Source organism: Anaeromusa acidaminophila DSM 3853 (genome assembly GCF_000374545.1).
Classification (GTDB): Bacteria; Bacillota; Negativicutes; order Anaeromusales; family Anaeromusaceae; genus Anaeromusa; species Anaeromusa acidaminophila.
Genome location: NZ_KB894595.1, coordinates 85,078 through 98,038, shown reverse-complemented (window position 1 = coordinate 98,038; position 12,961 = coordinate 85,078). Strand labels below are relative to the sequence as shown.

General features: G+C 48.4%; 12 protein-coding genes. 4 read left to right on the top strand and 8 right to left on the bottom strand.

Annotation, left to right across the window (positions count from 1 at the left end; translation table 11 throughout):
* Positions 1–137, bottom strand: a 137-nt coding sequence (locus C508_RS19855) for a transposase (protein WP_018703733.1), incomplete at its 3' end; no start/stop codon positions are given.
* A 227-nt stretch (positions 138–364) separates the two neighbouring features.
* Positions 365–1,258: a LysR family transcriptional regulator gene (locus C508_RS0111565; protein ID WP_018703732.1), complete on the bottom strand. Its 894-nt coding sequence runs from the start codon at positions 1,256–1,258 to the stop codon at positions 365–367.
* Between the two features lie 122 nt (positions 1,259–1,380).
* On the opposite strand from C508_RS0111565, the gene C508_RS0111560 reads away from it, so the two are divergent.
* Both C508_RS0111560 and pepF read left to right on the top strand, forming a co-directional pair.
* Positions 1,381–2,646, top strand: a complete 1,266-nt coding sequence (locus tag C508_RS0111560) for an APC family permease (RefSeq protein WP_018703731.1) — start codon at positions 1,381–1,383, stop codon at positions 2,644–2,646.
* Positions 2,647–2,764: 118 nt separating this feature from the next.
* Complete coding sequence (gene pepF / locus C508_RS0111555) at positions 2,765–4,630, top strand: oligoendopeptidase F (RefSeq protein WP_018703730.1); 1,866 nt, start codon at positions 2,765–2,767, stop codon at positions 4,628–4,630.
* 40 nt (positions 4,631–4,670) lie between these two features.
* Here the strand turns inward: pepF and C508_RS0111550 are convergent, their stop codons facing one another.
* Positions 4,671–5,588, bottom strand: coding sequence for an AEC family transporter (locus tag C508_RS0111550; RefSeq protein WP_018703729.1), 918 nt, complete (start codon positions 5,586–5,588; stop codon positions 4,671–4,673).
* Between the two features lie 206 nt (positions 5,589–5,794).
* Between C508_RS0111550 and C508_RS0111545 the strand changes: the two genes are divergently transcribed.
* A complete protein-coding gene (locus tag C508_RS0111545; protein WP_018703728.1) occupies positions 5,795–6,682 on the top strand; it encodes an AraC family transcriptional regulator in 888 nt (295 codons plus the stop codon).
* Positions 6,683–6,726: 44 nt separating this feature from the next.
* The gene (locus tag C508_RS0111540) at positions 6,727–7,902 is read left to right on the top strand and encodes an acyltransferase family protein (RefSeq protein ID WP_018703727.1); all 1,176 of its coding nucleotides are present in this window, start codon (positions 6,727–6,729) and stop codon (positions 7,900–7,902) included.
* A 154-nt stretch (positions 7,903–8,056) separates the two neighbouring features.
* Here the strand turns inward: C508_RS0111540 and C508_RS0111535 are convergent, their stop codons facing one another.
* From C508_RS0111535 to cuyB, 5 genes are all read right to left on the bottom strand, one after another.
* Positions 8,057–9,247, bottom strand: a complete 1,191-nt coding sequence (locus C508_RS0111535; RefSeq protein ID WP_018703726.1) for a pyridoxal phosphate-dependent aminotransferase — start codon at positions 9,245–9,247, stop codon at positions 8,057–8,059.
* A 106-nt stretch (positions 9,248–9,353) separates the two neighbouring features.
* Positions 9,354–9,626: a hypothetical protein gene (locus C508_RS0111530; RefSeq protein WP_018703725.1), complete on the bottom strand. Its 273-nt coding sequence runs from the start codon at positions 9,624–9,626 to the stop codon at positions 9,354–9,356.
* Positions 9,627–9,844: 218 nt separating this feature from the next.
* Positions 9,845–10,450 (bottom strand): trimeric intracellular cation channel family protein, encoded by a 606-nt coding sequence (locus tag C508_RS0111525; RefSeq protein ID WP_018703724.1) that lies wholly within the window; start codon positions 10,448–10,450, stop codon positions 9,845–9,847.
* 105 nt (positions 10,451–10,555) lie between these two features.
* The gene (locus C508_RS0111520) at positions 10,556–12,025 is read right to left on the bottom strand and encodes a methyl-accepting chemotaxis protein (RefSeq protein WP_018703723.1); all 1,470 of its coding nucleotides are present in this window, start codon (positions 12,023–12,025) and stop codon (positions 10,556–10,558) included.
* Between the two features lie 157 nt (positions 12,026–12,182).
* Entirely contained in the window at positions 12,183–12,923 is a 741-nt protein-coding gene (gene cuyB / locus C508_RS0111515; protein ID WP_018703722.1) for a cysteate racemase, read from the bottom strand.
* Positions 12,924–12,961: the final 38 nt, after the last annotated feature.

Genomic DNA, 12,961 nt, shown 5'->3' with positions numbered 1-12,961 from the left:
TTATATTTGCACAACGCTTTTAAGATATCTCTGATATCTACTTTTAGTTGGTTATAGATGATTTTTCTCCTATACTTGGGCGTAAATACTACGTGATACTTGCACATCCATTTTGTGTGTGCTAAGCTTTTGTCCATAGAAATTCACCTGCTTTCTTCTTTCTGATGGCTTGAACACTCATCAGTATAGCAGTTGGTGAATTTCTTTTTGTTTAACTTTTTATCTCCACCCGTTTAACGGGTGGTTTTTTGTTTCCGACGTTCCTTCGTCAACACGCTGAAGCGCATAACAGTAAAGCGCCTCTAACGAGGCGCTTTTTTCTACTATAACGCACTGCTTCATTTTTTCGCCGCGCAAACTCTTTTTATGACAAAGACGTCAAAGAGCCTTTGACCAGTTTTTCTAAAGCCGCCAAGGGAGGCGACAGCCACTTTTCTCGGTGCCATACCATTTGCGCCACTACCGAAATACGACTGCTATCCCAGGGCAGTCGTACCAAGGTTCCCCGCTTCAACTCTTCGGCCACAACAATTTCCGGCAGCAACGACAATCCTAAGCCATTTTTCACACACTGTTTAATAGCTTCCAAGCTTTCAAATTCCCAGAACGTCGTCACCGGAACTTTAGCTTGCGCCAACAATTCTTTCATCTCAGCCGGATACCCGCTGTGACCTTCGGAAAAAATAAAAGTTTGCCCAGCCAATTGCTGCGTCTCTACTACTGGCAGTTTTGCCAAAGAATGCCGCGGCTCCGCCACTAATACGGTCTTGCCTTGAAACAAGGTTTCTTGCCGCAGCTGCGGCTGACCAGATTCATCTTGAAAGCCAAAGGCCACATCAACCAGATTTTGCTGCAGCCATTGACCAAAATCACTGCAATGACCTACTTTCAGATATAATTGCACCTGCGGATACAGCGCCCTATACTCCTTTAGTAACGGCGGCAGCCAAAATGCGCACAACGATTCAGAAGCGCCCAGACGGATCATTCCTTCCAGCGTTTCTTTGCCGCAAAAAGCTTGACGCACTTCCTCTTCCGCTTGCAACAGCCTAGCCCCCAAACGCACCAGGCGCTCTCCTGAAGACGTCAAAAATATTTTTCGCCCCAAACGCTCAAACAGTCGGACTCCCAATTCTAGTTCCACCAAACGAACATGTTCGGAAACAGTAGATTGGGAGTAGTTCAACTCCCTTGCCGCCTGCCCAAAGTTCAGCGTTCGCGCCACTGCCAAAAAGGTTTCCAGATACTTGCTCTGCATTTCACCACACCCATCGGTTTTTCCGATTATTTTACACTATTTTATCGTCTTATCAAATGTCTTTTTTCATGATAGGATTTTTTAAGCTTTTACTACGTTTGCAGAGGAGAAACAACGCCGCCATGAAAGAAACCATTCATCTCAAAAAAAGCATCACCTGGCTGCAAGGGGCCGCCTTAACTACCGGAGCCGTTTTAGGAGCCGGCATTTTAGTTCTTCCGGCCCTGGCCGCCGCCATGGCCGGACCCGCTTCTTTACTTAGCTGGCTATTCATGGGATTGCTCTCCATCCCCATGGTGGCTGTCATCAGCATGATGTCTTCGCGATATCCCGATTCCGGAGGCATCGCCACCTACGTCCGCCAAGGTCTGGGAGAAAACACCAGCCGCATCGTCGGCTTGTGGATTTTAGGGGCCATGCCCTTTGGCATGCCAGTTACCGCCTTAATCGGCGCTCACTACCTGGGCGACGTAATGGGTTGGTCTTCTGCGGCCGTTTACGGCGTAGCGGCTGCCATGCTGCTTATAGCCATAGTTCTGAACTACCGGGGCATTGATCTGTCCGGTCGCGTACAGGTTTTGGTCGTCTCCTCCATTCTCGGCATTCTGCTTTTAGCGATCACAGCCTCCCTGCCCCAGGTCCGTCCTGCAGCCTTCTCCCCCTTCTTGCCGCACGGCTGGCTGCCTGTAGGCCAGACGATGTCTTTGCTCTTTTTCGCCTTCATTGGCTGGGAAATGATCGGCCATCTGGCGGAAGAATTTCGCCGCCCCCGCAAGGACATCCCTTTAAGCCTAGGCCTTGCCGCTTTAGTCATCAATATTTTATATATGCTTATCGCCTTCGTCACGATTGGAACGTTGGCTTATCAATCCGCTACGCCCCTCACCGCCATGATTACGCTAGCAGCCTACGGCTGGGGCGAACAAGCAAGTCTGCTGGTTTCTTTTCTGGGCTTAATCGCTTGCTACTGTCCTGTCCATACATTTATCGCCGGGTTCTCACGGCTCGTTTACGCGCAGGCCCGCGACGGCGCCTTGCCGCCTGTTTTTTCGCGCCTTCACCCCCGCTTTCAAACGCCCCACTACGCCTTATTGTCTTTTCTTCCCGTTTTGGGTTTCGTTCTTGGAGTCAGTTATCTTCTGGAACTGCAGTTGCAAACCCTGATTCAATTTCCTTGCGCTAATTTCTTGGCTGTTTATACGTTGGGCATGATAGCGTCTTACCGAGTTCTTCCTAACCGCATCGAAAAAACGCTTGCCCTGCTCAGCGCTGCCTTAGCCGGACTTGTGTTTTCCTTCTCCGGCTGGTTTGTTCTCTACCCGCTTGGATTAGCCGCAACGGCCTATATCGGATCCAAGCTGCGCGCCTCAACTAACTTTCCCAGATAAAAAAGCCTGCGATTGCAGGCTTTTTAGATATGCCGAAAAGGATTTCCCCTCCATTTCCAGAATGTATTCTACGATAAGCAAGTCATTCTCTCACTACTTTGCAAAGGAAGATGGCATGATGAAAAAGTATTGTTTCACCGCCTTTCTGGCGGCTCTTCTGTTTTTAGCCGCTCCTGCTCCTCTTTGGGCTGCCGACAAAGTTCCCGACCGCCAAGACATAGCTCCTCAATATCAATGGCATCTGCAGGACATCTACGCCAGCGACGCCCACTGGCAGCAGGACTATGACAAGCTCAAAAGCCAACTGCCCCAACTCGCGGCCTATCAAGGAAAGCTTGGCTCCTCGCCGCAAATGCTCTTGCAATGTCTGAAGCAACGAGACCAAATGAGCATCATCCTAGGACGCCTGTATAGCTACGCCAAAATGCATCGCGATGAAAACACGGCTAACGCCGCTTATCAAGCTCTTACCGACAAAGCGGCGGCTCTAGGCAGCGCTTATATGGCGTCCGCCTCTTTCATCGAACCGGAACTGCTGGCGCTTCCCCCTAAAAAAATCCCTGCTTTTCTGCGCCAAGAACCAGCCCTTAAAGAATATTCACGGTATCTGCAAACTCTTTTACGCCAGCGCCAACATATCCTTGCGCCAGCAGAAGAGTCCCTGCTGTCCCAGGCCTCCGAAATAGCCCAGGCGCCGGAAAACACCTTCGATATGCTGACGAATGCGGATCTGCGGTTTCCGAATGTCACTGACAGCCAAGGAACGACCTTGCCTCTAAGCGAGGGGAAGTACCGCGCCTATATGTCTTTTGCTGACCGTCAGTTACGACAAAATGCATACCTCTCTCTCTATCAAACCTATGCACAATATCGCAATACCCTTGCTGCCACTTTGAACGGCAATATTAAAAGCAGCCGCTTTTTCGCCTCTGCGCGAAAATACCCCTCTACGTTAGCGGCATCTTTAGCAAATGACAATATCCCGGTTGCCGTCTATGACAATGTCATCACTACGGTCAAGCAAAACTTAGCCCCGCTGCACCGTTACGCAGCCTTCAAGAAAGCCGCGTTAGGCCTTGATGAGTTTCACCTCTATGATACGGCTGCGCCAGTGACGCAAAAAGTTCCGTCTCCCTACACCTACGAAGAAGCCTGCCAGCTCGTCCTGGCTGCATTAGAGCCCTTAGGCGCGGAATACAATACCGTACTGAAGCAAGGTCTTAGCTCCGGCTGGGTCGATGTCTATGAAAACCAAGGCAAGCAATCCGGCGCCTACTCCTGGGGCGCCTATGGCACCCATCCTTTTGTGCTTCTAAACTATGAGGGCACTTATGACAGCGTATCTACCCTGGCTCATGAGTTGGGACATTCCATGCACACTTATTACAGTTATGCAAACCAGCCTTTTACTACCTCCGACTATTCTCTCTTCTGTGCCGAAGTTGCTTCGCAAACCAATGAAATCCTGCTTGTCGAATACATGCTAAAGCATACGCAGGACCCAGCCGTACGCAAGCACCTGCTGGAACAGTATCTGGACACCATTTTAGGAAGTGTGTACCGTCAAACGCAATTTGCAGAATTTGAAAAAACAGTTCATGAACGCACTGCCAAGGGCGATGCTCTTACAGCCGACGATTTTGACGCCATTTGGCATGATTTAAATGTACAATATTGGGGACCTGATACGGTGCTGGATAAAGTTAGCGATGCCGGTTGGTCTCGGATTCCACATTTTTACCGCAACTTTTATGTATACCAGTACGCTACCGGCTACGCAGCTGCAACGGCTCTGAGCGAACAAATTCTTACAGACGGCGAACCGGCCCGTCAAAGATATCTGCAGTTTTTGAAAAGCGGTTCCTCTGAGGATCCCTTGGAATTATTGCGCCGGGCTGGCGTTGACATGGCGACCCCTACGCCTCTGGAAATTACACTGCAAAAATTCTCCCGCCTTCTTGACGAGTTAGAACGCCTAAACTAAAAAATAGGACAGGCCGAAAAGGCCTGTCCTATTTTCGCTTTCACCGCAAATTCATCATTACCAGCAAAACCGTCATAATTGCAATGCTAATCATAATAGAAACCGAATTCGTCAGGCTTGCCAAAATGCCATTCCCCTGGCATTTTTCCGTAAACAATGGCGCAATCGCGGGAATCGGCGCAAACACCAGCAGCGCCAATACTTGCCGAATTTCCAAAGAAAACGGCGTATAATAATAAAAAAGCCATGCAAAAACGGCCGAAACGACGTAACGCAGCAACAAAACCAAACTAAGCTGCTGTAAGTGATGCGCTTCCAGCTCCAATTCAATCATCATGCCAATCATCAACATCGCCAAGAAGCTGTTAGCGCCGCCAATAACCGAGCAAAGGTTCAAAACCTCTGCTGGAAATCGGAAACCGCCCCAGGAAAACACCAGCATCAACATATAAATATCAAAAGGCACGGAAGACAAAAGCTTTTTCGCCAGTCCAGTCAGCTGGCTTTTTCCGCCAGTCCCCGCAACTCCAGCGGCGGCAGCATAGGTCCCGCCGGTACACATAATTGAGTTTCCAGAATCAAACATACAGGTAGCCACTACGCCAAAAGGCCCCAAAAATCCCTGCGCAAAGGGCATCGCAAAACAGCCGATATTATAGCCGGACGCATTCAACATATAAAAAGCTTTAGTTTCCCCGTTACTGCGCGCACCAGCTAAAAAACCCAACCCAACCATAATAAGGTTGCATCCCAAGCCAAGAAAAGCCAAGATAAACAAGGAAGCGTCCATATCAAAATTGGCAAAGGCGGTAATTACTGCCGCTGGCAGCGTAATATTGAGTACAATCTTTGAAATCAGTCGATAGTCGGTCGCCGTAAAAAAACCGATGCGTTTCAGAGCATATCCTAAAAAAATAATGAAGACAAACACTGCTGCCTTCAACAAAACTTCTCCCATTATTGTCGCCTCTTTTTCTTCCTACGAAATCGTTACACATTATTTATTCATGCTATCAAATGCAAGCGCTTTCGTCAATATTTTCGAGGAATTTTGCAACATAGCAGAAAAAATCAAAAAAATCTTTCTACTCCTGTACTACAATAAAAGATATAAAGCTACGAAGACGCTAGCAAAAGAAACTCTTCAACAAGGCAGGTATTCTTATGAACACAAAACCGCCCTGGCTTGAAGCAGCCATTCATTTTATGGAAAACCATCTGCAGTCCCCCTGCAGCATTCAAGACATTGCAGCGCATGTTCACCTGTCCCCTGCGCATTTCAGCCGTCTTTTCCTCGCAGCTACCGGTGAAAAGCCAGGTGAATATCTGCGCAAACGCCGCATGAATTTGGCTGCGTCCGCCCTTCTAAGCACCCGTACATCCATTTTGGATATTGCCTTTTTGTACCAATACGAATCCCAAGAAGCCTTCAGCCGCTCTTTTAAAACCGTATATGGCGTTATGCCCGGCTCTTTCCGCAAACGAGGCTGTCACCCTTGGCTTACGCGCAAAGAAAAGCTTGCCGGCAGCCGCTTAGAGCATCGCCTATCGCAAGTTGTGCTGCAGCCTGCCATTCAAGAATGGGATTCCCCTCGTTGGGCCATTGGCCTCTGCACTAAAACATCTGTGGAAAATAGTCGCATTCCTTGGCTTTGGGAGCAATTTTTATCGCGAAAGCAAGAAATACAGGAGCAGCTGCCCTCTGGAGCCAATTATGGCATATCAATTTACGAAAAGCATTTAACTTTGCAGGATATGGACGAAACCACAGAGTATCTGGAAATTGCCTGTTGCGAAACAGCGGCTGCCGCCCAGCCGCCCGCCGGTATGACAAAATACAAAATTCCCGAGGGCCTTTATGCGGTCTTTATTCATAAAGGCCCCGTCGCTACTATGACGGATACATACAACTATATTTTTGGCACTTGGTTATTCCAATCTCCCTATCGGCTGGATCATCGCGACACGTTTGAACAATACAGCGCTGATTATTACGGCAGCGACCACCCCAATTCCTTGACAAGAATCTTTCTCCCCATCCAGTTATCCTAAAAGAACTACCTACTCGTTATGCATTCCCATAAGAACAATTTTTCATGAAAGGTTGTGACTTTATGCTCCACTCCGCCGCAGGCCGCTTATACTTTTTAGACAATCTACGCGCAGCCATCATCCTCTTAGTTATTATTTTTCACATCGCTTTAGGTTACATCGCCCCTCCCTTGCCCTGGTGGTATGTTGTCGACACGCAAACCAGTCAAGCCTTTATACCTTTTACCCTTACGGTTGACGTCTTTATTATGCCAGTTATGTTCTGGATTGCCGGCTATTTTACATTGCCGGTCTTACAGCGCAAAGGCATCGGTTCCTTTTTCCGCAACAAGTTCTACCGCATCGTTCTTCCCTGGCTAGCAGGCGCCATTCTGGTGGCTCCCGCCATGACTTACATGATCTGGTTCAGCCGATCCGCCACTCCTCCGCCCTATCTCTATTTTTGGCAAAACATATTCTTTTTGCTACAAGTATTCAATCATGCTCACTATTGGTTTCTAGGACTCTTGTTTTACTTCTACCTTTTGGTAGGCTGTCTGCAGACCTGGCGACCAGGTTGGTTAAAAAAAGCATCCTCTCCCGCCGCCCCCACGGTCTCTTTTTTCGCCCTATTCACTCTTTTGTGCTCACTAGCCTTCTTCGTGCCTACTTTGCTCGTGCCAGCCGATACTTGGTTTGGCGGATTATATATAGTATGCTTTCAGCCTGCGCGCCTAGGAATATGTCTGTTCTATTTCCTCTTAGGCCTTCATGCCTGGCGAAACTCCTGGTTTACGTCAGCTTCCGCCTACGCTCCTAAACTGCGAAACTGGCTCCTCTTAGTCATCCCGGCTACACTTGCATTTACCTTGTATCGCCTTAGCATGCCCCAAGAGCTCACCGTACTGCTTAAAGCCGGTCACGCGCTACTGCACTCGCTTTTCTGTCTTTGCATGTTCATGACCCTGTTATGCTTATTCCAACGCTATATAAATTACAGTGGCTCCTTCTGGCGCAATTTAGCCGCCTCTTCCTATGCCATCTATATCCTCCATCAATTGATCGTGCTGCCGATTGCCTACATCGTACAAAAGTGGCAATTCCCCATTCTGCCGAAATACCTTCTGGTTTGCGCTGTTTGCCTGATACTTTGCTACGCTGCCGGATACACAGCTACCCGCCTACTGGGAAACCTGCCGAAGTCTAGCTCACTTGAGGACAGGAAACAAAACACAAAGTAAGCAGCGAAATTCGAAATAAATCCCGGAATTGCAACGCCCTTAGATGAGTCACGCGCCATATTCCGGTTTAATTTGAGAATCATAATATAAAAAATCCTAGGAACCGCTAAGCGGTTCCTAGGGTTTTTTATATTATGTCTTAACTCACATTACCTTAGCCTTGCTTTAAGAACTGCTCAATCCGATCCAGCCCTTTGGTGATATTTTCCTGCGAAGTGGCATAAGACAAACGCACATGGGTGTCAATGCCAAAACCGGATCCAGGAACCAAGGCAACGTTCGCTTTTTCCAATAAAACATCGGCAAAATCATCGGAGCTTTGAATTTTGCGCCCCCCCAATTCCTTGCCCATCAGTTTAGAAATATTCATCATTACATAAAAAGCACCGTTCGGTTTGACACAGGATACGCCTGGCATGCTGTTGATTCGCTTCACCATGTAGTCTCGACGGCTGACAAAGGCCTCCACCATGGTAGCTACCATATCCTGCGGACCGCTAATTGCCGCTTCCGCCGCTTTTTGGGCGATGGAATTCGGGTTAGACGTCGCATGGCTTTGCACGTTGCTCATAATCTTGGCAATTTCCGGGGCCGAAGCCGTATAGCCAATACGCCAGCCAGTCATCGCGTAGGTTTTGGACACGCCGTTGACAATAATCGTCTGGGCTTTAATTTTTTCATTGATGCTGGCGATGCTGACATGGGTTTTGCCATCATAGATCAGCTTTTCGTAAATTTCGTCGGAAACCACATAAAAGCCTTTTTCTACAGCTAGTTCCGCCAACTCCGCCAGTTCTTCGCGAGTGTAAACCATACCGGTAGGATTGCTGGGGCTATTGAGGATAATGGCTTTCGTCTTCGCCGTTACCGCCTGGCGAATTTGGTCTACCGTAAATTTAAAGCCTTGTTCTTCGGTTGTATAAACAATAACAGGCACGCCATCGGCCAATTTAACCATCTCCGGATAGCTAACCCAGAAAGGCGCAGGAATGATTACTTCGTCCCCAGGATTGCAAATGGCCTGGAACACATTGACCAATGAATGCTTAGCGCCGTTGCTGATAACAATGTTAGCCGGAGCATAGTCTAAGTCATTGTCTTTTTTGAATTTGGCGCAAATGGCTTCTTTCAAAGTCATCGTTCCCGAAGCAGGCGTGTACTTGGTAAAGCCAGCTTCAATCGCAGCAATCGCTGCTTGCTTTATATGTACAGGCGTATCAAAATCCGGCTCACCAGCGCCGAAACCAACCACATCGATGCCTTCCGCTTTCAGCTTTTTTGCCTTAGAATCAATCGCCAGCGTTGCGGATGGACTAATCGACAAACCTTTACGGGATAAGTTCATGGATAACAACCCCCTGAAATTTAAAATACAAGTCCTCAGATCATTGTACGAAATAATTTTCACAAACGCAAACGATTTGCCAAGATCTTCTCTGTATATTTTAAATTCATCCCAAAAGAGCTGCGTTCTTTTTTATTTTATTGCACGAATAGGAACCATTATACTCAATCATTATATCCAAAGCATTTGTATCTACTTTTTCCATCGTCTCATCTGCGGCTTCTCCCAAAACCAGAACCATCCGCAAATCTTTGCCTGCTTCTCCCATGAAAATAGCTTTTGCTGAAAACTCTTCAAAACCTAGCTGAGAAGCTAAAGATTCCGTCATAAACTCTAAAATATCATCTTCATTATACTTAAATACCTTTTTTTCCCTCATTAACATATCCTCCAGGCCTGACGCTTTACAGCATTTTCTTATATTATAGCGCGAATACGTTAGCTCGTCTTTTAATGTTAAAAAGTTGCGACTAAAGCCATGTTACTTCTGCATTCTTTTTCCCTCATTTTTAAAAAAGCAGGGCTTATATCCCATAGCTTGCTAAAAAGCGTATGGCGGCAAACGCCGCCATACGCTTTTTAGCAAAAATCAACGAATTACTCGCGTCCTATTTTAGGCAAATGGATATTGTAGTGTACGCAAAGCAAGCGAATCCCCAAAGTCAGTAAGAAACACAAATACATAGCCTGCCAAAGAGGCAGCTGCCACTGAGCGTAATAAAGAGCCACGCCGCCCGCAATGGATGCCAGCGCATAAATCTCCTGTTGAAATACAAAAGGAATATCTCTGGCAAAAATATCTCGCAAAACACCGCCGCCAATACCGGTTGCAGCTCCTAGAAAAACCATGATATATAACGTATTTAGATCGTACGTAATCGCCAAGCTGGCGCCGACAGCGGTAAACGCTCCCAGTCCCACGGCATCGCATAGTTGCACCACATTAGTGATCCGCACCAGCCAAGAATGAGCAAAGCAAGTCAAAATAGCGGAAGCCAACGCCAGCAAGGTAAACGTCGGATCTAAAAAGGCCGTCGGCGGCGTATGCCCCACCAGCACATCTCGTAAAATCCCTCCGCCCACGGCAGTCGTCACCGCTAGAACAGCAATCCCAAAAACATCCATCTTCTTGCGAATCCCCACCATTGCGCCGGAAATGGCAAAAGCTACGGTTCCCAAATATTCAAAGCCGCTCAGCACCATACTCTCTCCTTATTTTTAACAACTCTCCTCTCATCGTATCTGACGCCAGGGCATCTCGTCAAGCTGTCCTCGCTAACGATACTCTTCCATTACCGTCATTCTAAACTATTTTTGTGAGTTCAAAGACAAATCGACGCCTATAACTTGCTTTTCTCCTGCCTCGCTGCCGCAGGAAACAGCAACGGTTACGCAAGGCTGGCCGGAAATGGCAGAAACATATACCTCCGATACATAGGATCCCTCCAACAAGGCCCGGCGAAACCATTCCCTGCCATTGGCATTGGCCAAACCTGCCGGCGGCAAAGAAACAATAAAACTGCCGTCCTCGCGATTGGACCAAACTGCCTCCAGGTTTTTACGCCCCTGCAGCCATTGTTCCAGTTTCTTTTCCTGCGCCGTTTCAGGCAGATGAGAAATCTCCGCCGCCAACGCCGTTACTTCTTGCAGAATTTTCGTTGTCTGCTTTTGCACCTCGCCGTCCGCCTCCGCTAAGCGTATCCGTGAAGTTTCCTTTTGCAACCCCTCCGCTACTTGCTGCAGAATCGTTTCCATGGCTAAAGCCTCTTCTTGTGACTCTTTCTGCCGGACCAGCGCTTCTTCCGTCCGCTCCGCACATTGCCGAAGCTGCTGGCAATACTCATTAATCCGTCTGGCGACTTGAGCCATTTGTTGTACCGTCGCCGCCTGCTCCTGGCGCACAGCGCCCGCTTCCGCCAGCTTTAGTTCCGTCGTCCGACTGGCTTCTTGAATGGCTTCTAAATGTTCAAGAGCCTCTCTTACCGCGACTTGCCCTTCCGTCACCGCTTTTTCTTCTTCCGTCATAGCCTGCTCCGCTGCTCGCACGCCGCCTTCAATCTGAGCCAACAACACCGCCGCCTCACGAGCCGCTTTACTGCTTCCTTCGGATAAAACCTGGATTTCTTCGGCCACTACCGCGAAGCCTCTCCCATGCTCTCCTGCGCGCGCCGCCTCAATACTGGCATTCAGCGAAAGCAGCTGCGTCTGAGAAGCAATGCCGTGAATCGAGGTGAGCAACTGTTGTATCGCCTGCGCAGTCAGCGACAGAGCGCTGATTTTATCCGCCAACTCCGTCGATTGCAGCCGAATTCCCGTCATAGATTCTCCTACGCCTTGTACAGCCAGCTTACCTTGCTCCGCTCGTTTACGCGCATCCACGCTGCTCTCGTGAATTCCTTCCGCTACCTGCAGCATCGTTTGGGACGAGGCATGCACTCCGGCCATAAGCTCTTCCGCCTCTTTGGCCTGTTGCTCTAGCTGCCAAGCCGAATCTCTGCATGTTCTCGCTTCCTGCGACACCACTTCTCCTTCTGCGGCGGTTTTTCCCAGTGCGTCTCGAGCCTGCCCCACTGCAGCCGCTACCTTAGCCGCAGCCATCTGCGACTGTTGCACGAAGTGACGGACATCTTTTATCAATGCATTGACGGACTCAGCTATCGGGAGCAACTTATGGTAAAAAGATACCGGCAAATTCCGCCCCCACTCTCCTCGGAGAAGTTTTTTGATGAACTGATTCAACGCTTCAACTTCTTTATTAACTCTTGCAAAATTCCACATAACAACCGCCTCCTTCGCTTATAAAACACAGAAAAGCCGCCACCCCTCCCGGGGTAGCGGCTACATTGCCTCTAAAATCATGGCTGGCTTTGCAGCGCATGTTTTATGAATACAATTATAAGCGGCCTATGGCAGCTTGGCAAGCCAAAGTGTTATGTTATACCCGTATACACAAGGCGCGACGTTCTTGTTCTTGGCGCTCCAGCTTGCGCGCCAATTGAACCGCCCGCTGTGCTAAAAGCAGCGTAGGATCCACCGTTTTAAAATCCCCTTGCACCTTGGCAAAAAGCAAAGGAATTTCCGTACAGCCGGCAATAAATGCTTTCACGCCTTTACTGCGATAGCGCTCCATGATCGCTCTTATCTGTTCTAAACAGGGGCTGCCCTTGAGCTGTCCTCCTTTCACCTCGGCAATTGCCTGGGAAATAAGATTTTGTTCTTCCGGCTGCGGCGTCAAAAAGGCTAATCCTTTTTGACTCAAGCGTTGTTGATACAGTCCGGTGCGAATCGTCGCTTCCGTAGCGAATAACATGATTTCCTGCGCCTCATACTTTTGACTTTGCAACAAATGCTCCGCTACCGTATCAATAATATGCAATACCGGTATGGTTACCGCCTTTTGCACCGCTGCAAACCAAAAATGCGCCGTATTACAGGGAATCACTATAAAATCAGCCCCTGAACGTTCCAATAATTTCGCTGACCGCACCAACTCCGCCTCCGGGCTGAGCGTACCATGCAAAATAGCGTCAATGCGTGAAGGAATATGCGGATTGTTATAAATCAAAATGGAAAGATGTTCCTGATCGGTCTGCGCTTTTGTGTTTTCAATCATCTTCACAAACAAATCCGCTGTCGCCATGGGACCCATGCCCCCAAGTACTCCAATCATAGCCATAGATTCCGCCTCCTTTTTGCGTCTCTTTGCTTTTAGCT